Annotated in this window: 20 protein-coding genes; 12 read left to right on the top strand and 8 right to left on the bottom strand. The window is 69.8% G+C overall.

The features are described 5' to 3' along the window. Nucleotides 1–39: 39 nt before the first annotated feature. Entirely contained in the window at nucleotides 40–1,596 is a 1,557-nt protein-coding gene (locus ABTX78_RS27250; RefSeq protein ID WP_352209440.1) for a ricin-type beta-trefoil lectin domain protein, read from the bottom strand. Between the two features lie 135 nt (nucleotides 1,597–1,731). Here ABTX78_RS27250 and ABTX78_RS27245 point away from each other — a divergent pair, with 135 nt between their 5' ends. From ABTX78_RS27245 to ABTX78_RS27230, 4 genes are all read left to right on the top strand, one after another. Then, nucleotides 1,732–3,126 carry a class II fumarate hydratase gene (locus ABTX78_RS27245; RefSeq protein ID WP_352209439.1) on the top strand — a complete coding sequence of 465 codons (1,395 nt, stop codon included), beginning with the start codon at nucleotides 1,732–1,734 and terminating at the stop codon, nucleotides 3,124–3,126. 67 nt (nucleotides 3,127–3,193) lie between these two features. Next, a complete protein-coding gene (gene fomD, locus ABTX78_RS27240) occupies nucleotides 3,194–3,871 on the top strand; it encodes a cytidylyl-2-hydroxypropylphosphonate hydrolase (RefSeq protein WP_352209438.1) in 678 nt (225 codons plus the stop codon). A 309-nt stretch (nucleotides 3,872–4,180) separates the two neighbouring features. Further along, complete coding sequence (locus ABTX78_RS27235; protein ID WP_352209437.1) at nucleotides 4,181–6,031, top strand: SpoIIE family protein phosphatase; 1,851 nt, start codon at nucleotides 4,181–4,183, stop codon at nucleotides 6,029–6,031. Nucleotides 6,032–6,119: 88 nt separating this feature from the next. Next, nucleotides 6,120–7,601 carry a catalase gene (locus tag ABTX78_RS27230; protein WP_502993977.1) on the top strand — a complete coding sequence of 494 codons (1,482 nt, stop codon included), beginning with the start codon at nucleotides 6,120–6,122 and terminating at the stop codon, nucleotides 7,599–7,601. Between the two features lie 84 nt (nucleotides 7,602–7,685). Here the strand turns inward: ABTX78_RS27230 and ABTX78_RS27225 are convergent, their stop codons facing one another. Next, nucleotides 7,686–9,914: a transglycosylase domain-containing protein gene (locus ABTX78_RS27225; protein WP_352209435.1), complete on the bottom strand. Its 2,229-nt coding sequence runs from the start codon at nucleotides 9,912–9,914 to the stop codon at nucleotides 7,686–7,688. 287 nt (nucleotides 9,915–10,201) lie between these two features. Between ABTX78_RS27225 and ABTX78_RS27220 the strand changes: the two genes are divergently transcribed. From ABTX78_RS27220 to ABTX78_RS27200, 5 genes are all read left to right on the top strand, one after another. Then, complete coding sequence (locus tag ABTX78_RS27220) at nucleotides 10,202–11,137, top strand: SPFH domain-containing protein (RefSeq protein WP_352209434.1); 936 nt, start codon at nucleotides 10,202–10,204, stop codon at nucleotides 11,135–11,137. After that, nucleotides 11,083–11,358, top strand: coding sequence for a type II toxin-antitoxin system antitoxin (locus ABTX78_RS27215; protein WP_502993976.1), 276 nt, complete (start codon nucleotides 11,083–11,085; stop codon nucleotides 11,356–11,358). Before ABTX78_RS27220 ends, ABTX78_RS27215 begins: the two co-directional genes overlap by 55 nt. A gap of 178 nt (nucleotides 11,359–11,536) precedes the next feature. Then, nucleotides 11,537–12,061 carry a PadR family transcriptional regulator gene (locus ABTX78_RS27210; RefSeq protein ID WP_352209432.1) on the top strand — a complete coding sequence of 175 codons (525 nt, stop codon included), beginning with the start codon at nucleotides 11,537–11,539 and terminating at the stop codon, nucleotides 12,059–12,061. Continuing rightward, complete coding sequence (locus tag ABTX78_RS27205; protein WP_352209431.1) at nucleotides 12,058–12,741, top strand: ABC transporter ATP-binding protein; 684 nt, start codon at nucleotides 12,058–12,060, stop codon at nucleotides 12,739–12,741. The genes ABTX78_RS27210 and ABTX78_RS27205 overlap by 4 nt, the downstream gene beginning before the upstream one ends. After that, a complete protein-coding gene (locus ABTX78_RS27200) occupies nucleotides 12,741–15,098 on the top strand; it encodes an FtsX-like permease family protein (protein WP_352209430.1) in 2,358 nt (785 codons plus the stop codon). The genes ABTX78_RS27205 and ABTX78_RS27200 overlap by 1 nt, the downstream gene beginning before the upstream one ends. On the opposite strand, the gene ABTX78_RS27195 is transcribed toward ABTX78_RS27200, so the two are convergent. Next, a complete protein-coding gene (locus tag ABTX78_RS27195; protein ID WP_352209429.1) occupies nucleotides 15,099–16,031 on the bottom strand; it encodes a LysR substrate-binding domain-containing protein in 933 nt (310 codons plus the stop codon). A gap of 141 nt (nucleotides 16,032–16,172) precedes the next feature. On the opposite strand from ABTX78_RS27195, the gene ABTX78_RS27190 reads away from it, so the two are divergent. Both ABTX78_RS27190 and ABTX78_RS27185 read left to right on the top strand, forming a co-directional pair. After that, a complete protein-coding gene (locus tag ABTX78_RS27190) occupies nucleotides 16,173–16,727 on the top strand; it encodes a peroxiredoxin (protein ID WP_352209428.1) in 555 nt (184 codons plus the stop codon). 2 nt (nucleotides 16,728–16,729) lie between these two features. Beyond that, complete coding sequence (locus ABTX78_RS27185; RefSeq protein WP_352209427.1) at nucleotides 16,730–17,263, top strand: alkyl hydroperoxide reductase; 534 nt, start codon at nucleotides 16,730–16,732, stop codon at nucleotides 17,261–17,263. Nucleotides 17,264–17,373: 110 nt separating this feature from the next. On the opposite strand, the gene ABTX78_RS27180 is transcribed toward ABTX78_RS27185, so the two are convergent. The 5 genes from ABTX78_RS27180 to ABTX78_RS27160 form a co-directional block, all read right to left on the bottom strand. Continuing rightward, on the bottom strand, nucleotides 17,374–18,126 hold the full coding sequence (locus ABTX78_RS27180) for a hypothetical protein (RefSeq protein ID WP_352209426.1): 753 nt from the start codon (nucleotides 18,124–18,126) through the stop codon (nucleotides 17,374–17,376). Continuing rightward, nucleotides 18,123–19,463 carry an AI-2E family transporter gene (locus ABTX78_RS27175; RefSeq protein ID WP_352209425.1) on the bottom strand — a complete coding sequence of 447 codons (1,341 nt, stop codon included), beginning with the start codon at nucleotides 19,461–19,463 and terminating at the stop codon, nucleotides 18,123–18,125. The genes ABTX78_RS27180 and ABTX78_RS27175 overlap by 4 nt, the downstream gene beginning before the upstream one ends. Before the next feature lie 110 nt (nucleotides 19,464–19,573). Further along, on the bottom strand, nucleotides 19,574–20,263 hold the full coding sequence (locus ABTX78_RS27170) for an aggregation-promoting factor C-terminal-like domain-containing protein (protein ID WP_352209424.1): 690 nt from the start codon (nucleotides 20,261–20,263) through the stop codon (nucleotides 19,574–19,576). 388 nt (nucleotides 20,264–20,651) lie between these two features. Further along, a complete protein-coding gene (gene phoH2 / locus ABTX78_RS27165; protein ID WP_352209423.1) occupies nucleotides 20,652–21,974 on the bottom strand; it encodes an RNA 5'-3' helicase PhoH2 in 1,323 nt (440 codons plus the stop codon). 305 nt (nucleotides 21,975–22,279) lie between these two features. Beyond that, nucleotides 22,280–23,041: an isoprenyl transferase gene (locus ABTX78_RS27160; protein WP_352209422.1), complete on the bottom strand. Its 762-nt coding sequence runs from the start codon at nucleotides 23,039–23,041 to the stop codon at nucleotides 22,280–22,282. Between the two features lie 210 nt (nucleotides 23,042–23,251). On the opposite strand from ABTX78_RS27160, the gene mgrA reads away from it, so the two are divergent. After that, entirely contained in the window at nucleotides 23,252–24,289 is a 1,038-nt protein-coding gene (gene mgrA, locus ABTX78_RS27155) for an L-glyceraldehyde 3-phosphate reductase (protein WP_352209421.1), read from the top strand. Nucleotides 24,290–24,477: the final 188 nt, after the last annotated feature.

Genomic DNA, 24,477 nt, shown 5'->3' with positions numbered 1-24,477 from the left:
AACGGGAGTCGCTTCCGATCTCTCGGATCGCGTCCGCGATCAGCCGAAGCGCTGTGTCGCGGCGCCCGTGCACGGCTGGAGCCGCAGCGGCTCCCGCGCGGCCGCATGCGTCACGCACAGCCCCTGCGCCTCGGCGGGACGCAGCGTGCCGGCGGTGCGGACGAAGCGCTGGTTCGCCGCTCCCGAGCAGTCCCACAGGACCAGGGCCGCTCCCGGTGTGTACTGCCCTCGCGGTACGTCCACACATCTGTCCTGCGTCAGCTCCGTGAGCAGCGAGCCGCGTGCCCCGTCGAACCACCAGCCCTGGTTGCGGCCGCCGTGGCAGTCCCAGCCGACGACGCCCGAGCCGTTGCGGGTGACCGCGCCCGGCACGTCCGCGCAGGACCCGGTGCCCTCGTTCCTCAAGGGCTTGAAGGCGTCGTCCCAGGCCCCCGCGTACAGGGCCGGGTTCTGCCCCGATGCCGCAGGTGCGCAACTCGCTTCACGCAGACCCGCGTTGTAGAGCTGGGTCAGACAGGAGGCGAAGGCCGCATGGCCGCGCGCGTTCGGATGGAAGGACTGGCGCACCGAGTTGGCGTCCGGCGGGAAGGGCAGGCTGAGGTCGATGTAGAGACCCCGCGCCCAGGGCTCCTGCATACAGACCTCATGGCCGTGGAAGAGCCGGGAGTTGTCTAGATAGACGGCTCCGGTGGAGCGCGCCACCTGGCGCATACCGCGTTCGAAGGCCGGGACCGCGGTGTTGCGGCCCCACACGGTGTCGGAGTCGTAGCCCATTCCGCCGCACAGCAGCTTGCCCGGGAACTGCGGGTTGTCGCGGAAGTCCGGCCCGATCGGGCTCGGGTAGCCCATCACGACCAGCTGGTAGTCGCCGTCGGCGTACCCGGCGTCGCGCATCACGGTGCGCAGGTCGCGCACCGTCTGCTCGACCTTGGGGACGAGACCGTCGACCCGCGCCTGCCAGCCGGGCGCGTACTTCGGCTCGCAGGGTCCCTGGAACGTCACGTAGCGGACCACACAGTCGGTCATCACCGGACCGAACTGGAGGTCGTCGTTGGCCCCGGCGACCAAGAGGACCATCTTGATACGGGTGTTGCGTGCCTTGACGGCCAGGTTGTCGCTCTGGACCAGTTCGTCGGCGTGCTGCTTCGAGCCGCCGATCCGGATGTTTCCGGTGCCCGCTCCGGAGCAGGCGACGTTGTACGTGACGTCCGCGGCGATGCCCGTGCGGTGGATGGCGGCCTCGGGTGAGCGGTGGCACCAGTTGTCGGGGCCGTTGGTGCCCGGCTCGTAGGTGCCGACGCCCTCCCCGGAGATCTCGCTGTCGCCCAGCGAGATCAGGCCGGTCCTGCGCTCGCCGAACGGGCGCTCCGCGGGGGTGCCGTACAGCTTGACGGCCTCGGCCGCCCGGATGGCCTCCAGCTCGGGCGGAAGGGGTAGGGATGCGGTGGTGCGGGTCTGGTCCGCGGTGGCCGCCGGTGCGGTGACCGCCAGTCCGCCGAGCCCGGCCGCGAGGGCGGCGGTGACCGCGACGGTACGACGGAGTCTGTGCGTGGTGCTGCGCGGGCAGGGGGGTCTGCCCCCGAACAGATGCAGCATTGCGCCTCCCCGGTATGTGGTTGCTCCGGGTATTTACTGGCAGGTAGCGCAATGGGGAATAGGCAGAACAAGACAAGTGCTCAAGTTTTTCGGGGGTTCCGGACCCGGACGGCAGAGCCAGGAGGCAGGACACCGATGTCCGACGCGAACGAGTACCGCATCGAGCACGACTCCATGGGCGAGGTGCGGGTGCCCGCACACGCCAAGTGGCGGGCCCAGACCCAGCGCGCGGTGGAGAACTTCCCCGTGTCAGGGCAGCGGCTCGAACGGTCGCACATCGAGGCCCTGGCCCGGATCAAGGCGGCCGCCGCGCGGGTCAACGCCGAACTCGGCGTCCTGGACAAGGACATGGCGCAGGCCATCGAGGATGCGGCGGCCGAGGTGGCGGAAGGCCGCTGGGACGAGCACTTCCCGGTCGACGTCTTCCAGACCGGTTCGGGGACGTCGTCCAACATGAACACCAACGAGGTCCTCGCCACCCTGGCCACCGAGCGCCTCGGCCGCCCGGTGCACCCCAACGACCATGTGAACGCCTCGCAGTCGTCCAACGACGTCTTCCCCTCCTCCATCCACATCGCCGCCACCGCCGCCGTGACCCGGGACCTGATCCCGGCGCTGGAGCACCTGGCGGCGGCGCTGGAGCGCAAATCGGCCGAGTTCGCGGACGTGGTCAAGTCCGGCCGCACGCACCTCATGGACGCCACGCCCGTGACCCTCGGCCAGGAGTTCTGCGGGTATGCCGCGCAGATCCGGTACGGCGTGGAGCGGCTGCGGTCCTCCCTGCCCCGGCTCGCCGAACTCCCCCTCGGGGGCACCGCGGTGGGCACCGGCATCAACACCCCGCCCGGCTTCCCGGCCGCCGTCATCGCCGAGGTGGCCCGGGCGACCGGACTGCCGCTGACCGAGGCCCGCGACCACTTCGAGGCGCAGGGGGCGCGCGACGGCCTGGTGGAGACCTCCGGGCAGCTGCGCACGATCGCCGTGTCGCTCACCAAGATCTCCAACGATCTGCGCTGGATGGCGAGCGGCCCCCGCACGGGTCTGGCCGAGATCAGTCTTCCCGATCTCCAGCCCGGCTCCTCGATCATGCCGGGCAAGGTCAACCCGGTGATCCCGGAGGCGGTCCTGATGGTGGCCGCCCAGGTCACCGGCAACGACACCACGGTCGCCGTGGCCGGCGCCGCGGGGAACTTCGAGCTGAACGTGATGCTCCCGGTGATGGCCAAGAACCTCCTGGAGTCGGTCCGGTTGCTCGGCAACGCCGCCCGGCTGCTCGCGGACCGCACGGTCGATGGCGTCACCGCCCATGTGGAGCGCGCCCGTGAGTACGCCGAGTCCTCGCCCTCCGTGGTCACTCCGCTGAACAAGTACATCGGCTACGAGGAGGCGGCGAAGGTCGCCAAGAAGTCGCTCGCGGAACGGAAGACGATCCGTGAGGTCGTCCTCGAATCCGGCTATGTGGAGCGTGGAGCGCTGACCCTGGAGCAACTCGACGAGGCCCTTGACGTGCTGCGGATGACCCGGCCCTGACGCCGTACCGCCACACGCCCGTCTCCGGGTCGCGGCGCCGCGCGGGCGGTACTCCTAAGATCTCCTCATGAAAGGCTCGGAACGCATCGAACGCTGGACGCCCGGGGACCACATCCTCTGGCGCTATCGCGGCCATGCCCCGGATCTCTCGGGCCAGGGCGTCCACATCTGCCGCCCGGTGACCGTCGTGGAGGACTCCGACGAGGTGCTCGCGGTGTGGCTCGCGCCGGGGACGGAGTGCGTGAAGCCGGTGCTCGCGAACGGCACTCCCGTCCACGAGGAGCCGCTCGCCACCCGCTACACGGCTCCCCGGACGGTCACCCGCGGCCACTGGTTCGGCACCGGGGTACTGAAACTGGCCAGACCCGGCGAACCGTGGTCGGTCTGGCTTTTCTGGGAGCCGGGCTGGCAGTTCAAGAACTGGTACGTGAACCTCGAGGAACCCCGCACCCGCTGGTCGGGCGGCATCGACTCGGAGGACCACTTTCTGGACATCTCGGTCGACCCCGACCGGAGTTGGCGCTGGCACGACGAGGACGAGTTCGACCAGGCGCAGCGCGTGGGCCTGATCGGCCCGGAGAAGGCCGAGCGGGTGCGGCTCGCGGGCGAGGATGCCCTACGGACCGTGAGGGCCTGGGGAGCACCGTTCTCCGACGGCTGGGAGCGCTGGCGCCCCGATCCCGCCTGGCGGGTGCCGGAGCTCCCCGCGGACTGGGCCCGCGCTGCCGTGCAACTGACGTCCTGAACAGGGCCGCCGTCGCAGGTGCGATGTGACTGACTCCGGTCCAGGAACACGCTCCGGCGCATACGACCTCGTGAGACTCTTGATGCGCCCCCTGGGGGCAAACGTAGGATCGTCGTCCGCAAGGCTGCGCTGTTACCGCAACTGTTGAGCGCAGCACCTGACCTGACCGTAAGTCATCTCGGAATCATCACCAGGGGGTGGAGCTGTGCCGGATGCCCGCCACCCTGTCGACCACACCCGCAGAGCGGGTATACCGCCTCAAGAGGCGAATGCATCGCACCACCGGCCCGGACGGACGGAAGCCCACGCGTGACGGAGCAGCCCACCTCCCACGAAGGCCGGCAGCCCTTGGCTGCCCGGTCGCAGGAACGCACCCGGCCGCGGGCGGAGGCGACCGGTCCGTCGGCCGTTCCCTCGCCGAGCGGCCCGCCGCAGGACCTGGCGGGCACGGCCCGGCGCGAGGGTGACCGGCTGCGTTTCGTGGGAGCAGCGACCCGGCGGATCGCCCGGGGCATCGACCTCGACGAGATCGTCCTCGGGCTGTGCCGGGCGACCGTGCCGACGTTCTCGGACGCGATCCTGGTCTATCTGCGGGACCCGCTGCCGGTCGGCGACGAGCGTCCCGTCTCGCCGTTCGTGTTGCGGCTGCGCCGTACGGACCGGCTGCGTTTAGCAGAAGAGGACGCCGATCTGGGCAGTTCGGGCCCCATCCCCGTGATCGACCCGCACAACGACCTCACGCCGGCCGCCGAGCTGTGCGAGGTCCGTTCCGGCGGGGCGCTGTCCGAGGTGCTGCGCGGTGTGCGACCCGTGTTCGGCGACTCCGCGGCGGCGAGGGCCGCCCTGCCCGAGCTGCTCGGCGCGGACCGGACCGTGCCGAACGGCCATCGAGCGATACTCGCCCCGCTCCGCGGGCGGCGGCGGGTGATCGGTGCTGCCGTCTTCCTGCGCCGGCCGGACCGGCCGGCCTTCGAGCCGAACGATCTGCTGGTCGCCGCGCAGCTGGCGACGCACACGGCGCTCGGCATCGACAAGGCCGTGCTGTACGGGCGCGAGGCGTACATCGCCGACGAGCTCCAGCGCACGATGCTGCCGGACTCGCTGCCCCAGCCGACCGGTGTCCGGCTCGCCTCGCGGTATCTGCCGGCGGCCGAGACCGCCCGCGTCGGCGGTGACTGGTACGACGCGATCCCGCTGCCGGGCAGCCGGGTGGCCCTCGTCGTGGGCGATGTCATGGGCCATTCCATGACCTCGGCCGCGATCATGGGACAGCTGCGCACCACGGCCCAGACGCTGGCGGGCCTCGATCTGCCGCCGCAGGAGGTACTGCACCATCTCGACGAGCAGGCCCAGCGGCTCGGCACCGACCGCATGGCGACCTGCATGTACGCGGTGTACGACCCGGTCTCGCACCGCATCACCATCGCGAACGCGGGCCACCCGCCGCCCATCCTGCTCCATCTGGGCGGGCGGGCCGAGGTGCTGCGCGTACCGCCGGGGGCGCCGATCGGCGTCGGTGGGGTCGACTTCGAGGCCGTGGAGCTGGATGCCCCGGCCGGAGCGACGCTGCTGCTGTACACGGACGGCCTGGTCGAGTCCAGGCTGCGGGACGTGTGGACGGGGATCGAGCAGTTGCGGGAGCGACTGGCCGCCACAGCCCAGCTGACCGGACCGGACCACTCGCCGCCGCTTGAGGCGCTCTGCGACGACGTGCTGGACATGCTCGGCCCGGGCGACCGGGACGACGACATCGCGCTGCTCGCGGCCCGTTTCGACGGGATCGCGCCGAGTGACGTCGCCTACTGGTTCCTGGACCCGGAGGACGCGGCACCGAGCCGGGCCCGCCGTCTCGCCCGCCGTGCCCTGGCCCGCTGGGGCCTGGAGGAGCTCAGTGACTCGGTGGAGCTGCTGGTCAGCGAGGTCGTGACCAATGCCGTGCGGTATGCGGAGCGGCCGGTGACCCTGCGGCTCCTGCGGACGGACGTCCTGCGGTGCGAGGTAGGGGACGACTCCCCCCAGCTGCCGCGGCAGCGCCGGGCGCGGGACACGGACGAGGGCGGACGAGGGCTGTTCCTGGTGAACCGACTGGCCAGGCGGTGGGGAGCGACCCGGCTGTCGACCGGCAAGGTCGTCTGGTTCGAGCTGCCCACTCGTACATAGGCCAGATCTGGACCCCGTCCAGATGTTGCCGATGTCGCGACTTCGGAGTTGAGTGGGGCGCACACGGCCGAAGCGACCACATTTCTCAATGAAGGGGAGGACGCTCGTGACCGAGTCATCCCCCGCGACTCCGTACACGACCAACAACGCCGGCATCCCCGTGGAGAGCGACGAGCACTCACTCACCGTCGGCCCCGATGGCCCGATCCTGCTCCAGGACCACTACCTCATCGAGAAAATGGCCCAGTTCAACCGTGAACGGGTGCCGGAGCGAGTGGTCCACGCGAAGGGGTCGGGGGCGTACGGCTTCTTCGAAGTCATCAATGATGTCAGCCAGTTCACCAGGGCGGACATGTTCCAGCCGGGCAAGCGCACCGAGATGCTGGCCCGTTTCTCGACCGTCGCCGGTGAACAGGGCTCGCCCGACACCTGGCGCGACCCCCGCGGCTTCGCGCTGAAGTTCTACACCGAGCACGGCAATTACGACCTGGTCGGCAACAACACGCCGGTCTTCTTCGTACGCGACACGATCAAGTTCCAGGACTTCATCCGGTCCCAGAAGCGCCACCCGGTCACCGGGCTGCGCAACAACGACATGCAGTGGGACTTCTGGACCCTCTCCCCCGAGTCCGCGCACCAGGTGACCTGGCTGATGGGCGACCGGGGTGTACCCAAGACCTACCGCCACATGAACGGCTACGGCTCGCACACCTTCATGTGGATCAACGCCGGTGGCGAGCGGTTCTGGGTGAAGTACCACTTCAAGACCGACCAGGGCATCGACTTCCTGACCCAGGCCGAGGCCGACGAGCTGGCCGGGTCGGACGCGGACAAGCACCGCCGCGATCTGTACGAGTCGATCAAGGCGGGCGAGGCGCCTTCGTGGACCCTGAAGGTGCAGGTCATGCCCTTCGACGACGCCCCCGACTACCGCTTCAACCCCTTCGATCTGACCAAGGTGTGGCCGCACGGCGACTACCCCCTGATCGACGTCGGGCGGATGACGCTGAACAGGAACCCCGACGACTACTTCATCCACATCGAGCAGGCTGCCTTCGAGCCGTCCAACATGGTGCCGGGCATCGGCCCGTCGCCGGACAAGATGCTGCTCGGCCGGCTGTTCTCCTACCCGGACACGCACCGGTACCGGATCGGCCCGAACTACGCGCAGCTGCCGCCCAACCGTCCGCACTCCGGCGTGAACTCCTACGCCAAGGACGGCCCGATGCGGTACGTGCCGTCGAACGCTGCCATGCCGTACGCGCCGAACTCGTACGGCGGTCCGGCGGCCGACTACCAGCGCTTCGGCGACCCGGCCGGCTGGGCCACCGCGGGCGAGATGGTGCGCGAGGCGTACAAGCCGCACCGTGAGGACGACGACTTCGGCCAGGCGGGCACGATGGTCCGTGAAGTGCTCGACGACGCGGCCCGCGAACGCCTGGCGTCGAACGTCAGCGGCCATCTGCTCGGCGGGGTCACCCAGCCGGTGCGGCAGCGGGCGCTGCAGTACTGGCGCAACATCGACAAGAATCTCGGTGACCGCATCGCCAACCAGGTCAACGGCGGCTGACCGCCTTCAGGGCCGACCCTGCACGGCCCTGCACGACCGTGCCCGCGGTACCCGGCATCCGGGTCCGCGGGCACAGTGCCGCTGTCAGGGACTGAGGTCGAGGGTCGACTCGTCCGGGTCGCCCGGATCACCGTCACCCGGGTCGGGCGGCGGGGTGAAGCTCGGCGGACCGGACGGCGACCTGGTCGGCGTCGGCGTCGGGTCCCCCGTCGGCGGCTCGGTCTCCGACTCCGTCGGGGTCGGGGTCGGCGAGTCGTCGGGCTTGTCCGTCTCGGACTCCGTGGGCGAGGGGGTCGGCGTGGGCGTCGGTGTGGGGGTGGGTTCGGCCGTCGCCGACTCGTCGACGTCGAGATCGAACCGCGCGTCAGAACCGCCGCCGAGCGCGCCGGTCGTGTACGCCTTCCAGATCTTGGCCGGGACGCCACCGCCGTTGGCGCGGCCCTCGTTGACGGTGTTCGTCAGGGTGACCTGGCCGGTGCCGTCGGACTGCTCTCCGAACAGGCCGACCGCGGTGACGATCTCGGGGGTGTAGCCCACGAACCACGCCGAGCGGTTGTTCTCCGAGGTGCCGGTCTTGCCGGCCGCCTCGTAGTCGCCGGCCGCGTTCACACCCGAACCGCTGCGAACGACACCCGTCATGGCGGCGGTGACCGTGTCCGCGGCCTCCCGGCTGATGACCTGGCCGCCGACCGGGTCGACCTTGCGCTCGGCCTGGCGGCCCTCGCGCTCGGCCGACTTCACGATCGTGGGCGTGATCTTCTTGCCGTGGGCGTCCAGGCTCGCGTACACCGCGGCCATGTCCCAGGTGGAGGCGCCCATGGTGCCGAGCGACATCGCCGGCTGCTCGGGCCAGCCGTCGCCGTCCGCCATGCCGAGGTCGAGCGCGGTCTTCTTCACCTCGGGCGGGCCGACGTCGACGATCATCTGCGCGAAGACGGAGTTGATCGAACTGTTGATGGCGCGCTGGACGCTGACCTGGCCGTAGTCCTTGTCGTCCTCGTTCTCCGGCGCGAAGGCGACGTCGCTGCCCTCGACCGGACGCTTGCTGGTGCCGTCGTACCTGGTCCGGAGGCCGATCGGGCGGCCGTCCTGGGTCTCGGAACCGTTCTCCAGGGCCGAGGCGAGCACGACGGGCTTGAAGGTCGACGCCGGCTGGTAGTCGCGGCGCGTGGCGTTGGAGAGCCAGTGCTCGGTGGCGCCGACACCACCGTAGAGCGCGAGAACGTTGCCGGTCTTCGGGTCGACGGAGGTGGCACCCGCCTGGACGGTGGCGTCGGCCTTGTCGCCCTTGCGGTCGAGCTTGGCCTCCAGCTGCTTGGCAACCGCCTTCTCCAGAGCCTGCTGGCGCTTGCGGTCGATGTTGAGCGTGATCGTCCAGCCGCCGGCCTTGATCTCCTCCTCGGAGATGCCCATGCGCTCCATCTCGGCCTCGGCTGCGTCCACGAGGTATCCGGTCTGGCCCACCTCCAGTCCGGGAGCGGCCTTGGGGGGCTTGGGCACGGGGAACTCCAGGCCCTGGCGGACCGAGCTCTCCAGCCAGCCCTCCTCGACCATGTTGTCCAGCACGTAGTTCCAGCGCTGGGTGACCAGCTTCTTGCCGGTCTTCGACGCGATCGCCCAGTCGTACTGGTTCGGGGCCTGGAGCAGGGCGGCGAGGTACGCGCCCTGGGCGACGGTCAGTTTCGAGGCGTCGACACCGTAGTACGCCTGGGCGGCGGCCTGGATGCCGTAGGCGTTGCGGCCGTAGTAGCTGGTGTTGACGTACCCGGCGAGGATCTCGTGCTTGTCCTTCTTCTGGTCCACCTTGAGGGAGATCACCAGCTCCTTGAGCTTGCGGGTGACCGTCTGTTCCTGGCTCAGGTAGTAGTTCTTGACGTACTGCTGCGTGATGGTCGAGCCACCCTGCTTGCCCTTGCCCCGGAGGGTGTTGAGCACACCGCGGGTGGTGCCCTTGAAGTCGATGCCGGAGTCCTTGAAGAACGTCTTGTTCTCCGCGGCGACGAAGGTGTACTGGACACCCTTCGGGATCTTCTCCAGAGGCACGATCTCGCGGTTGATCTTGCCGGTGCGGGTGAGGACCTTGCCGTCGCTGTACTTGTAGACGTTGCTCTGCATCTCGGCCTGGGCGTTGGCCGAGGGCACGGGGACGAGCAGATAGATGATGAAGAACGCGCCCATCACGAGCAGGCAGAAGCCGAGGAAGGTGCCCAGCAGCTTCCTCCAGGTGAAGAAGCGCCGTATGCCCGTCCGTCCGGCTCTGTTCGCCCGGCGCGCTCCGCGCTGCCGGGCCTGTCGCGCTTCCGCTCGACCCATCGCTCGTCCGCTCCGCTCTTCGGTCTCTGTCCGTCGTCGCCCTGGTGCTGGTGGTGGGTGGTGCCTTCCGGGCTCCGACCGGAAGCAGCTCAGAAAACTAACACCGGTCACCCAGACAAACGGCTACCGATCCGGCCTTTTCCGGACGTGACAATCAGCACCCCGTCTCATGGAACCGACTCACGAGGGGTGCGAAGGGTTGCGGCAGGCGATAAAGTGTTATCACTTTGCTAGCCGGTCGGGCTGCCGCCAACAGGGCTGCCCGGCCCGGAAAACGGGGAGCGCACATGCCTGTTGCCACATCGACGACACCCGACGACGTACCCGAGATGCCGGCCCCACAGGTCCGGGAAGTCCCTGCTCACAGCATCGGCGGCGGTCTCGCCCTGCTCCTCGGCCTGCTCGGGCTCGCGGCCGGGGTCGGGCTCGTGGTCGCCGGTTCCGCGTCCGGCTCGACCGGGCTGAAGGCGACCCTCATAACGATCGGCATCGCGGTGGCGATCGCGGCGTTCTTCGCGATGTGCGGGCTCAACATGGTGGCGCCGGGCGAGGCGCGGGTCGTCCAGCTCTTCGGGCGCTACCGCGGCACGATCCGCACCGACGGGCTGCGCTGGGTCAACCCGCTCACCTCACGGAGCAAGATCTCGACGCGCGTACGGAACCACGAGACCGCGGTTCTGAAGGTCAACGACGCCTACGGCAACCCCATCGAGCTGGCGGCCGTGGTGGTCTGGAAGGTCGAGGACACCGCCCAGGCCATGTTCGAGGTGGACGACTTCCTGGAGTTCGTCTCCACCCAGACGGAGGCGGCCGTGCGGCACATCGCGATCGAGTACCCCTACGACGCGCACGACGAGGAGGACCTGTCGCTTCGGGGCAACGCGGAGGAGATCACCGAGAAGCTGGCGGTGGAGCTGCGCGCCCGGGTGGACGCGGCGGGTGTGCACATCATCGAGTCCCGCTTCACCCATCTCGCCTACGCGCCCGAGATCGCGTCCGCGATGCTCCAGCGTCAGCAGGCGGGTGCGGTGGTCGCCGCACGGCGGCAGATCGTGGACGGTGCGGTCGGCATGGTGGAGGCGGCACTGGCCCGGCTGACCGAGCAGCAGATCGTCGAGCTGGACCAGGAGCGCAAGGCGGCCATGGTGTCGAACCTGATGGTGGTGCTGTGCGGCGACCGGTCGGTGCAGCCGGTCCTCAACACGGGCACGCTCTACCAGTGACGCCCTCGCCCGAGCGGAAGCAGGTGCTGCTGCGGTTGGACCCGGCGGTATACGAGGCACTCGCCCGGTGGGCGTCCGACGAACTGCGCAGCGCGAACGCGCAGATCGAGTTCCTGCTGCGCAGGGCCCTGTCGGACGCGGGCCGGCTGCCGACCACCGCCCGCCCGATCCCGAAGAGGGGCCGCCCGCCGGCCACGCAGCCGGAGGAACAGCAGGAGTAGGGACGAGGACAGCGGATCCGCGCGAGACCGCGCGGGTCCGCTCCCTCTGCGGCGCCGGGGCAGGGGCGCCTGGACCACGGGCCGCGCGCCGGGCGTGAGGACCGTTCCCTCATGTCCCCCCATGGCTCTACACCCCGGGTATACACACCGTGTATACGCCGTGTGTAGAGTGCTGCGCATGTCCATCGGTCACACCCTCCTCGGGCTCCTCGAGTCCGGTCCGCGCCACGGCTACGACCTCAAGCGCGCCTTCGACGAGAAGTTCGGCCACGACAGGCCCCTGCACTACGGGCAGGTCTACTCGACCATGTCCCGGCTCCTCAGGAACGGCCTCGTCGAGGTCGACGGGGTGGAGGCGGGCGGCGGGCCCGAGCGGAAGCGCTACGCCATCACCGACGCCGGGATCACCGATGTCTCGCAGTGGCTCGCCGAGCCGGAGAAGCCGGAGCCGTATCTCCAGTCGACCCTCTACACCAAGGTCGTCCTCGCCCTGCTCACCGGCCGCAGCGCGGCCGAGCTGCTCGATCGGCAGCGAGCCGAGCATCTGCGCCTGATGCGCATCCTCACCGACCGCAAGCGCCGCGGCGACCTCGCCGACCAGCTCATCTGCGATCACGCGCTCTTCCACCTCGAAGCCGATCTGCGCTGGCTCGAACTGACCGCCGCCCGGCTCGGGCAGCTCGCGAAGGAGGTCGGCGCATGACCCCGGCCGGCTCCCTGCTCGTGGCCGAGGACCTGCACAAGGCGTACGGCTCGACCCCGGCCCTCGTCGGGGCCTCGTTCTCCATCCACGCCGGTGAGGTCGTCGCCGTGATGGGGCCGTCCGGCTCCGGCAAGTCGACGCTGCTGCACTGTCTGGCCGGGATCGTTCCACCCGACGCGGGCTCCATCGGCTACGGCGGACGCGACCTCACCGACATGTCGGACGCGCGGCGCAGCACACTGCGGCGTACCGAGTTCGGCTTCGTCTTCCAGTTCGGCCGGCTCGTACCGGAGTTGACCTGCCTGGAGAACGTGGCCCTGCCCCTGCGGCTCGGCGGCACCCGGCGCAAGCCCGCGGAGCGCGCCGCCGCCGAATGGATGGAGCGCCTGGAGATCGAGGGCGTGAGCGGCAAGCGGCCCGGCGAGGTGTCGGGCGGTCAGGCCCAGCGGGTCGCGGTGGCCCGTGCCCTGGTCACGTCGCCGCGCGTGCTGTTCGCCGACGAGCCGACCGGCGCGCTGGACTCGCTGAACGGCGAGCGGGTGCTGCAACAGCTGACCGGTGCGGCCCGCGAGTCGAACACGGCGGTCGTCCTCGTCACCCACGAGGCCCGGGTCGCCGCCTACTCCGACCGCGAGGTCGTCGTCCGCGACGGCAGGGTCCGCGACATGGCGGGCGTCTGATGAACCGCGGCTCCTCCTGGATACGGGACCTGGCGCTGGGTCTCCGGTTCGCCGTCACCGGCGGGCGGCCCGGCTGGGCCCGTACCGCCCTCACCGCACTGGGCGTCGGCCTCGGCGTCGCCATGCTGCTGTTCGCCGCTTCCGTGCCGGGCATTCTGCAGACGCGCGAGGACCGCGCGGCCGCCCGCCAGGTGAGTCTCGACGAGGCGAAGCGGTCCGACAGCTCCTTCCTCTTCGCCCGGACCACCACGCTGTACCGCGGCGAGACCGTGAACGGCGTCGTGATCCGGCCCGACGGCGGCGGCGCCCCCGCGCCTCCGGGCCTCACGGAGCTGCCCGCTCCCGGCGAGATGGCCGTCTCGCCCGCGCTCGCCGAACTGCTCGACTCCCCGGGCGGCTCCCTGCTGAAGGACCGCCTGCCGTACGAGGTCGGCGCGAGCATCGACAAGGAGGGCCTGACCGGGCGGGCCGAGCTGCTCTACTACGCCGGCGGTCCGGCCGGCATGGAGACCGGCGCCGAGGGCCGGGCGGACCACTACGGCGACGGGACACCCGGCGATCCGCTGAACGCGGTACTGCTGCTGATCGTCGTGATGATCTGCGTCGCCCTGATCCTGCCCGTCGCCGTGTTCATCGCCACCGCCGTGCGCTTCGGCGGGGAGCAGCGCGACCGCCGGCTGGCCGCTCTGCGCCTGGTGGGCGCGGACCGGGCGATGACCCGGCGCATCGCGGCGGGTGAGTCCCTGTGCGGCGCGCTGCTGGGCCTCGTCACCGGCGCCGCGCTCTTCGCATGGCTGCGGCAGCTCGCCGGTTCGGTGACCGTCTGGGACGTCAACGCCTTCCCCTCCGACATCGTCCCGAGCCTCTGGCTGACCGTACTGATCCTCATCGCCGTGCCCGCGTCGGCGATCGGTGTCACCCTCTCCGCGCTGCGCCGGGTGTCCATCGAGCCGCTCGGCGTCGTCCGCGACGCGGCTCCGCGCCGGCGCCGGCTGTGGTGGCGTCTGCTGCTCCCGGCCGTGGGTGTCGCGCTGCTGCTGCCCCAGTCGGGAAGCATCGGCATGGCGGAGACGGGCATCGCCACGTACCAGATCGCCATCGGCGCCATGCTGGTGCTGATCGGCACCACCTCACTGCTCCCGTGGCTGGTGGAAGCGGTCGTCGGCCGGCTCCGGGGCGGACCGGTGGCCTGGCAACTGGCTGTGCGCCGGCTCCAGTTGAGCAGCGGCACGGCGGCCCGTGCGGTGAGCGGGATCGTCGTCGCGGCGGCGGGCGCGATCGCGCTCCAGATGCTGCTGACCGCCGTGCAGAACGACTTCATGCGACCGACCGGGATGGACTCGGCCCGGGCGCAGCTCGAGACGAGGGTGCCGGCCGGGAACGGCACCCTGGCGCGCGGCATGATCGACGAGTACGCCCGGACCAAGGGCGTCCTCGGCGTGGTCGGGTTCATCGAGGCGGGCGTCGAGCGGCCGGGCCCGCTGCGTGCGGGTGAGGACTTCGTCCCCACCACCCGGCTCACCGTCGGCGACTGCCCCTCCCTGAAGGAGCTGGCGAAGATCTCCTCGTGCCGGGACGGCGATGTCTTCATCGTCCGGACGCCCGAGGATCAGGGCCCGCCGGACGACTACCTCGCCAAGACCGCTCGGGCGGGCGCCGAGGTCAACCTCCGTCCGGAGCAGTGGAGTGCGGGGAAGACCACACGCCCCGCCCCCGCCCTGTGGCGGGTACCGGAGTCGGCCCGCACGGTGGACTCGCGGCCCGATCCGATGGGGGACATGGCCTTCGGCATCATGGCCACACCGTCGGCGATCGACGTCAAGGCGCTGATGTCGCCCGAGGCCAGGACGATGGTCAAGCTCGATCCGGCGGTGCCGGACGCGGCCGAGTACGCCCGCAACACGGCCGCCGCCATCGACCCGCTGACCTTCGTCAACACGCTGCAGAACTTCGAGCGGGACAGCCAGTACACCAGCGTCCGCACCGGGTTGTTCGTCGGCGCGACCGCCACGATGCTGCTGATCGCCGCGTCCATGCTCGTCTCCACGCTGGAGCAACTGCGCGACCGAAAGCGGCTGTTGTCGGTGCTGGTCGCCTTCGGCACCCGGCGCGCCACGCTGGGCTGGTCGGTGCTGTGGCAGACGGCCGTGCCGATCGTGCTGGGTCTGACCCTGGCGACCGGCGGCGGGGTGGGCCTCGGACTGGTGCTGCTGCGGATGGTGAACAAGCAGGTCGAGGACTGGTGGGCGTTCCTGCCGGTCAACGCCGTCGGCGCCGCGTTGATCCTGCTGGTGACGCTCCTCAGCCTGCCCGTGCTGTGGCGCCTGATGCGCCCCGACGGACTGCGTACGGAGTAGTCAGCCGAGAACCCGTACGGGCAGGGAGCGCATCGCGTCGCGCAGCGCCTGTGCGAACTCCTCGAACTCGCCCTGGCGTGCCGCTCCCGAGCGCATCGCCAGGGCGACGCGCCGTGCCGGGGCGGGGTCGGCGAACCAGCCCGTCTGGAGACCGCCGCGTCCGGTCTCGACGTCGACCGCCGTACGCGGCAGCAGGGTCACGCCCAGTCCGCCCGCGACCAGCTGAACGAGGGTGGAGAGCCCGGCGGCGGTGGTGGTCACCGGTGTGCCGTCGCGGCGGCCGGCCTCCCGGCAGATGTCGAGGGCCTGGTCACGCAGACAGTGGCCCTCGTCGAGCAGCAGCAGCGGAAGTTCGCGCAGCGCCTCGCGCGGTATGTCCTGGCGGCCGCCGAGCCAGTGGTCCTCCGGGGTGACGAGAACGAAGTCCTCGTCGAACAGCGGGAGCTCCTCGATGCCGGGCACCCCGAGGGGAACCGCGAGCAGCAGCAGGTCGAGCCGCCCCGCCGCGAGCCCGTCCAGCAGAGATGAGGTCTGCTCCTCGTGGACCTGGAGGTCCAGCTCGGGGTACTTGTCGTGCACCAGGCGCAGGACGTTCGGCAGCAGATAGGGCGCGACGGTGGGGATCACGCCGAGCCGGAGGACCCCGGTGAAGGGCGCCCGTACCGCTTCGGCCTCCTCCATCAGCTCACCGACCGCGTCCAGCACGGCCCGGGTCCGGGCGGCGAGCCGCTCGCCGGCCGACGACAGCAGCACCTTGCGGGTGGTTCGCTCGACGAGCTGGACACCCAGTGCCTCCTCCAGCGCGGAGACGGCTCCGGAGAGTGCCGGCTGACTCATCCCGATTGATGCCGCCGCGTCCCGGAAGTGCAGATATTCGGCCACCGCCGCGAAGGCACGCAGCTGCGCGAGGCTCGGCTGTTTGCCCCTCTTCATGCCGCCCACTGATAACCACCTCCGATCGCGACGACCGAGTATAGCTATTTCTTTGATCAATGCACTCTGTGCCAGGATCAAGATCCGTCCAACCCTCTGGAATACCCCAAAAGGGAATTCCATGTTTTGCAAGGAGAGCGCGTGCTCACTGTCGGTGACCAGTTCCCCACATACGAACTCACCTCCTGCGTCTCGCTGGAGACCGGCAAGGAGTTCGAGGTGATCAACCACAAGTCCTACGAGGGCAAGTGGAGGGTCGTCTTCGCGTGGCCCAAGGACTTCACCTTCGTCTGCCCCACCGAGATCGCCGCCTTCGGCAAGCTGAACGACGAGTTCGCCGACCGCGACGCTCAGATCCTCGGCTTCTCCGGTGACTCCGAGTTCGTCCACCACGCCTGGCGCAAGGACCACGCCGATCTGCGTGACCTGCCCTTCCCGATGATGGCGGACTCCAAGCACGAGCTGATGCGCGACCTCGGCATCGAGGGCGAGGACGGCTTCGCCCAGCGCGCCGTCTTCATCGTCGACCCGAACAACGAGATCCAGTTCACGATGGTGACCGCCGGTTCCGTCGGCCGTAACCCCAAGGAGGTCCTGCGGGTGCTCGACGCCCTGCAGACCGACGAGCTGTGCCCCTGCAACTGGAAGTCCGGCGACGAGACCCTCGACCCGGTCAAGCTGCTGGCCGGTGAGTGACCATGGCACTCGATGAGCTCAAGTCCGCACTGCCGGACTACGCCAAGGACCTGAAGCTGAACCTCGGTTCGGTCATCGGCAACAGCGAGCTCCCGCAGCAGCAGCTGTGGGGCACCGTGCTGGCCTGCGCGATCGCCTCGCGCTCGCCGAAGGTGCTGCGCGAGCTGGAGCCGGAGGCCCGGGAGAACCTCTCCCCCGAGGCGTACACCGCCGCCAAGTCCGCCGCCGCCGTCATGGCGATGAACAACGTCTTCTACCGGACCCGGCACCTGCTGTCGGACCCGGAGTACGGGACGCTGCGGGCGGGCCTGCGGATGAACGTCATCGGCAACCCGGGCGTGGAGAAGGTCGACTTCGAGCTGTGGTCGCTCGCCGTCTCCGCCGTCAACGGCTGCGGCCAGTGCCTGGACTCGCACGAGCAGGTGCTGCGCAAGGCGGGCGTGGACCGCGAGACGGTCCAGGAAGCCTTCAAGATCGCCGCGGTGATCCAGGCGGTCGGGACGACGCTCGACGCCGAGGCCCTTCTCGCCGGCTAGGCGAGCGGGCGAGGGACAACAGACGTACGAGAAGGGCCTCCGCCGGTATCGAACCGGCTGGGGCCCTTCTTGTGTGTCGTGGGGCCGGGGGCTTCCCGGTGCCCGCCCGCTCAGCTCTGGAGCTTCGCCATCAGCGCCCGCATGTCCTCGACCATGAAGGGCCTGATCTCCGACGCGTCGACCGGGCCGCCGTCGGTGTCCACCCCGGACGGTGCGCCGGGCGACACGGTCATGGTGAGGACGACCTGCCCGTCCAGCACCTGCAGGTCCGGCGTGCCGGAGCCGCCGGACAGGACGAAGTAGGCGCGCTCGCCGAGCCCTTCGATCCGCTCCGTGGCGATCTCGGTGTCGCCGAAGTACATGTCCGTGCCCACGCCGGCGCCGAACTCCGGCCCCGGGTCCGTCTTCTTGTGCAGCGCGTAGGTGACGAAGACCGTCGTCGGCGTGTACGGGTCGGTTTCCTTCGTGGTGGAGTCCACCAGATGGATCCAGCAGGTCGCCATGTCCCTGGCCTCGTGCTCGCGTCCGGACGGCCGCGGGGAGTCCACTGCGCCGAGTGCGGACGACAGGGCCTTCACCTCCGCGTCGAGGCAGAGGTTGCGGCTCTCGCGGTAGGCGCCCATGTCCGGGCCCCGGCTCTCGTGGACGTACAGACCGGACGCCCACACCGCCGAGGCCGCCAGTGCGCCGCCGAGGGCCCACCACCAGGCCTGCGGGGGCGGGCGCCGGAACCACGGGACGTCCGCCGCAGAGACGGTCTCCGCGGCAGCGTCCCGGTCTCCCCCGTCGTCCTTCCCCCGGCCGGCGATCTCCGGCTCGCCGAACGGCCCCTCGTCACCGACCGGTTCCGGCTCGGATATCACTCCCGCTCCTGCGGCACGGGCGCCCCTTCGGGAACGGCCACGGCGCCGGGCGCCACCTCGACGACCGTCGCGTCGTACGGCGGAGCCGTGGCGAGCAGGGCCTGTTCCTGGCTGTACACCCGCAGATAGCCGACGACAGTGTTGGTCACGGCCACCAGCGGCACCGCGACCACCGCTCCGCCGATGCCGGCGGTCAGGCCGCCCGCCGCGACCGCGAGGACGACGGCGAGGGGATGCACCCGGACCGCGCGCCCCAGGATGAAGGGCTGCAGCACGTGCCCCTCGATCTGCTGCACGGCCAGGACGACGATCAGCACCATCAGGGCGGTGAACACGCCCTGGGTGACGAGCGCCACGACGACCGCCAGGGCGCCCGAGATGACCGCGCCGACGAGCGGGATGAAGGCGAACAGGAAGATGAACACGGCGAGCGGCACAGCCATCGGGACATCGAGGAAATAGATCCCGATACCGATGAATATCGCGTCGATCAGGGCGACTATCACCGTGCCGCGCACATAAGCGGTCAGGGTGCGCCATGCCCGCGGCCCGGCTCCGGCGACCCCTTCGCGGGCCTGCGCCGGGACCAGCTTCAGCGTCCACTGCCAGATGCGCTTCCCGTCGTACAGCAGGAAGAGCGTGGAGAACATCGCCAGCAGAATGCCGGTGAGGATCTCCACCATCACCGTCACGCCCTGCAGGCCGGCGGTCGTTATCTCCTCGGTGTTGGTGCCGATCGTGTCGCTGAGGTTCTTGGCGATGTCGTTGATCTGCGACTCGGTGACATGGAACGGGCTGTCCAGCAGCCAGCGCTTGAGCTCCTCGATGCCGTCCCGGACACGGTCGGAGAGGTTGTCGAGGTTGTCCATGACCTGCCACACCACGAACCAGCCGACCAGGCCCATGATGACGAACCCGGCGACCGCGGTGACCGCGGTGGCGAGCCCGCGTGGCAGGCCGAGCCGGCGCAGCCGCGCCACGGTGGGCTGGAGCATCGCGGTGACGAGCAGCGCCGCGACGAAGGCGAGCACCACCAGCTGGACGGCGCTGATGATCCTCATCAACACCCAGAGCGTGCCCGCGAGTACGAGAAGGCGCCAGCCGGCCTCCGCCGCGACCCGCATGCCCCAGGGAATGGCGGAGACGGGATCGGGCTTGGCCACGACCGCCGGGGCGTACGCGGGCGGCGCCGGTATCCGCTCGGGGCGGGGAGCGGTCACGACGACCTCGTCGGCGAGGTCGTCGGCCACGGCTTCCTTACGGCGCTCGTCCAGCCGCTGGGACGCACGGGTGATTCCGGCGCCCAGCCCCGCGAGCCAACCTGGCAGTCTTGACATGATCTTCTCTCTTCCCCCCACTGCTCCCCCCACGCATTCCGAACGACGGTACACGCACGAAACCCCTCACCGTAGGACGGTGAGGGGCGACGTGAAGTTGAGCGCCGGTTCTAGTACCAGTGGTTGGCCTGCCAGAACGCCCACGCGCCGCAGGGGCTGTCGTAGCGGTCGTTCATGTAGTTGAGGCCCCACTTGATCTGGGTCGCCGGGTTGGTCTGCCAGTCGGCGCCGGCCGAGGACATCTTCGAGCCGGGCAGGGCCTGGACGAGACCGTAGGCGCCGGACGAGGGGTTCTGCGCGCGGTAGTTCCATGTGGACTCGTGGTCCACGATGTTGCTGAAGCACTGGAACTGGTCGGCAGGGATCATCTGCCGGGCCATCGCCTGGACCTCGGCGACGGAGTAGGAGCCCTTCGCGGAGAAGCTCGAAGCCTCGCGCACGGAGTCGCGGTTGGCCCGCTCTTCCTTCTCGCGCTCGGCCCGGGCCTTCTCCTCGGCAGCTTCCTTCTTCGCCTTGGCCGTCTTCGCTGCCTCGATGCGGGCGGCTTCCTCGGCGGACTTCTTGGCCGTCGCGTCGGCGGCGGCAGCCTGGGCGTCGGCCTGCTCCGCGAGGGAGGAGACCTGAACCTGGGCCTGCTGGCCCATGGGAATGTCTGCGAGGAGGGTCGCGTCGGCGGCCGTTGCCTCGAGCGTGTCGCCCGCGGGCTGGGTGTTGCCCGAGGCAACGCCCACAACAGCTCCGACGGTGGTGACCGCGGTGGCTGACGCCACGGCGAATCCCCGGACCGAGATCCGGCTCACACGGTTTCCTTCCAGCATCGCGCGCATGGGTGACCTCGCGTACGAATCGTGCCCCTTGCGCTGGCCTCCTCACTGCATCGGGTCACAGGAGGCGCTGGCCCGGTGGGCAACTCCCTTGCGGGAGAACCCGTGAAACTCGCGGGCGGCACACGACGGCAGGTCTTGAGTTGTGTGTTGCGGTGCACCACGGGTGGTGCGGGTGTGTCGTATGCGGGGCCTGACGGAAGCAAGACTCTGCCGGAAGCCGACGCCGCAAGGCAATTCTTCGTTGCGTGTGAAAGCTCACATGCCGTTTGCTAGACGAGTTTTACGGAAAGCGGCGCACAGCACGACGCCGCCCGGCTACGCTCTTGCGTCTGCCGGGCGGCGCCAACTGCCGTATCTGGTGCTAGATCTGGCCTTCTTCGAGCATTTCGGTCACCAGCGCGGCGATCTGCGATCGCTCGGACCGGGTGAGGGTGACGTGCGCGAACAGCGGATGGCCCTTCAACTTCTCCACCACGGCGACAACTCCGTCGTACCGCCCCACGCGCAGATTGTCCCGTTGTGCCACGTCATGCGTGAGAACAACCCGGGAGTCAGCCCCGATACGGGACAGAACGGTCAACAGGACGTTCCGCTCCAGGGACTGGGCCTCGTCCACGATGACGAACGCGTCGTGCAGCGAGCGGCCGCGGATATGGGTGAGCGGCAGCACTTCGAGCATGCCGCGCCCGAGGACCTCCTCGATCACTTCACGGCCCGCCACGGCGGAGAGCGTGTCGAAGACGGCCTGCGCCCAGGGGCTCATCTTCTCGGCCTCGGTGCCGGGCAGATAGCCGAGCTCCTGCCCGCCCACCGCGTACAGCGGCCGGAAGACCATCACCTTCTGGTGCTGCCTGCGCTCCAGGACCGCTTCGAGTCCCGCGCACAGCGCGAGCGCCGACTTTCCGGTGCCTGCCCGGCCGCCGAGCGAGACGATGCCGACGTCCGGGTCGAGGAGCAGATCGAGGGCGATGCGCTGTTCGGCGCTGCGGCCGTGGATGCCGAAGGCCTCCCGGTCGCCGCGCACGAGCCGGACGTTGCCCTCGGCCGTGATCCTGCCGAGCGCCTTGCCGCGCTCGGACTGCAGGACCAGTCCCGTGTGGACGGGCAGCTCGGCCGCCTCGGGGACGTAAAGCGTCTCCTCGCTGTAGAGCAGATCGACCTGTTCGGCCGAGAGCGGCATCTCCGCCATTCCGGTCCAGCCGGAGTCGGTGATGGCGAGCTCGGCGCGGTACTCCTCGGCCAGCAGGCCGACGGAGGAGGCCTTGATCCGCAGGGGCAGGTCCTTGGAGACGACCGTGACGTCGTACCCCTCGGCCTGGAGATTGCGCGCTACCGCCAGGATCCGTGAGTCGTTGTCCCCCAATCGGAAGCCGGCCGGAAGGACGCCGGGATCGGAGTGGTTGAGCTCGACACGGATCGTGCCGCCGAGGTCGCCCATGGGGATGGGTGCGTCGAGGCGTCCGTACCGGATACGGAAGTCGTCCAGCAGGCGCAGGGCCTGACGGGCGAAGTAACCGAGCTCCGGATGGTGCCTCTTGGCCTCCAGCTCCGTGATGACCACGATCGGCAGCACGACTTCGTGCTCGTCGAAGCGGGTCATGGCGTTCGGGTCGGCCAGCAGGACGCTGGTGTCGAGAACGTAAGTGCGCCTGTCGGGCATGCGGCGCTTTGTGCTGTTCACCACGGAAGGACGTACCCCCTCGGACGAGGTCGGGCTGCGACGGCGTCGCGGGCGACTGGGCCGGGCTCTGGCCACGATGCGCGGGCCGAGCACCGGCCCTCCGCCTGGTCCGCACAGGGGGTGCGTTCCTTCGTGTGCAAAGGGCCTCCCGGGTGAGCGGTCTCGGCCGCTCACTGAGATACGACGTTCGTGGATCGGACGTCGACCTGGAAGGGATATTCCCTCGAACACGCGCTGCCATGCCATGGCATATGACGACGTGTGGGTGAACAGAGGGTGATCAGCGCTGCGGAGGCCCTGCCGGGACCTCAGTTTCCGTAGCGGCGGTGGCGCGCGGCGTAGTCACGGAGGGCTCGCAGAAAGTCCACCTTGCGGAACGCCGGCCAGAAGACTTCGCAGAAGTAGTACTCCGAGTGGGCGCTCTGCCAGAGCATGAATCCGGACAGCCGCTGCTCGCCGCTGGTGCGGATGACCAGGTCGGGGTCGGGCTGGCCGCGGGTGTAGAGATGTTCGGAGATGTGTTCGACGTCGACGATCTCGGCCAGCTCCTCGAAGCTGGTGCCCTTGTCGGCGTGCTCCAGGAGCAGGGAGCGGACCGCGTCCGCGATCTCCTGCCGGCCGCCGTAGCCGACGGCGACATTGACCAGTATGCCGTCGGTGCCGTCGGTGGCCTGCTCCGCTTCCTTCAGCACGGACTGGGTGCGGGAGGGGAGCAGGTCGAGCGTGCCGACGTGGTGCACGCGCCAGCGGCCGTCGGCCGCCAGGTCGCGGACCGCGTTCTCGATGATGCCGAGGAGCGGGACGAGTTCCTTCTCCGGGCGGTCCAAATTGTCCGTGGACAGCAGCCAGAGGGTGACGACCTCGACATCGGTCTCGGCGCACCAGCCCAGCAGCTCCTGGATCTTGCTGGCACCGGCCTTGTGACCTTGTTCGGCGGTACCGCCGGAGGCCTTGGCCCAGCGACGGTTGCCGTCGAGGATGACGCCGATGTGCTTGGGCACCTGGGCGTGGTCGAGTCGGCCCTCCACCCGGCGTGCGTAGAGCCCGTACACCAGGTCACGCAAGTTCACGCCAGTCCACCTCTCGGTTCCGTCGGGCTCACCCGCCCTGTACCCGGGGCCCGGCCCGTGGCGCGGCCGCCGTCGGGCGCCCTGCCCCGGGTGAACGCAGCACCGGCCTCGGCCCCCGCCGGGCGGCAATCCCCGAAGCCGCAACAGTACTGCGCACGGGCCACGGCCACCCAACCCGGTCTGTCACAAGTCCGTGATAAGGAGGGATACGTGACTCATACCTCCCCGTACCTCGCTTCTCCCGACCGCTACGACTCAATGGAGTACCGGCGCTCCGGCCGGTCGGGGCTGAAGCTGCCCGCCCTTTCGCTCGGCCTGTGGCACAACTTCGGTGACGACCGCCCGCTCGACTCGCAGCGCTCCATCCTGCGCCGCGCCTTCGATCTCGGCGTGACGCACTTCGACCTGGCGAACAACTACGGCCCGCCGCCCGGTTCCGCCGAGCTCAACTTCGGCAAGCTCTTCGCGCAGGACTTCGCGCCCTACCGCGACGAACTGGTCATCTCGACCAAGGCCGGCTATCTCATGCACCCCGGGCCGTACGGCGAGTGGGGATCCCGCAAGTACCTGCTGTCCTCGCTCGACGCCTCTTTGGACCGTATGGGCCTCGACTACGTCGACATCTTCTACTCGCACCGCTTCGACGCGGACACTCCTCTCGAGGAGACGATGGGCGCGCTGGCCACGGCCGTGCGGCAGGGCAAGGCGCTGTACGTGGGCGTCTCCTCCTACACCGCGGAGCAGACCGCCGAGGCCGCCCGGCTGCTGAAGGAGATGGGCGTCCCCGCCCTCATCCACCAGCCCTCCTACTCGATGATCAACCGCTGGATCGAGGACGACCGGCTGCTCGACACCCTGGAGAGCGCGGGCATGGGCTGCATCTCCTTCGTGCCGCTCGCCCAGGGCCTGCTGACGGGCAAGTACCTGAAGGGCATCCCGGAGGGCTCGCGGGCCACCCAGGGCAAGTCGCTGGATCCCAAGCTTCTTTCCGACGAGGTCGTGCGCCGGCTGAACGGGCTCAATGACATCGCCGCCGGCCGCGGCCAGTCGCTGGCGCAGCTGGCCATCAGCTGGGTACTGCGGGATCCGCGGATGACGTCGGCCCTGATCGGCGCGTCCAGCGTGAAGCAGCTCGAGGAGAACGTGGCGGCCCTGGCCGGTGCGCCGCTGAGCGAGGAGGAGCTGCGGGAGATCGACGCCTACGCTGTCGACACCGAGGGCACCAACATCTGGGCGGGCCGCAGCTGACGGCTGACGCAGCGTGAGTCCCGGGTGAGGCGGTGGCCGCGCACCGGCGGGGAGGGTCGGAAGCGGCTCATCTGCCGGGTGCGGCGGGCAGCCGCACGGGCCGGGACATAAAACCGGGCCGGTCCGTGGGGGGATACGGACCGGCCCGAGGGGGGGTTTCCACCATAACCCTTCGTAAGTGGTGCTGC

This window comes from Streptomyces sp. NPDC096193 (assembly GCF_040302905.1).
Taxonomy (GTDB): domain Bacteria; phylum Actinomycetota; class Actinomycetes; order Streptomycetales; family Streptomycetaceae; genus Streptomyces.
This window is presented reverse-complemented; position numbering and strand designations above follow the sequence as displayed.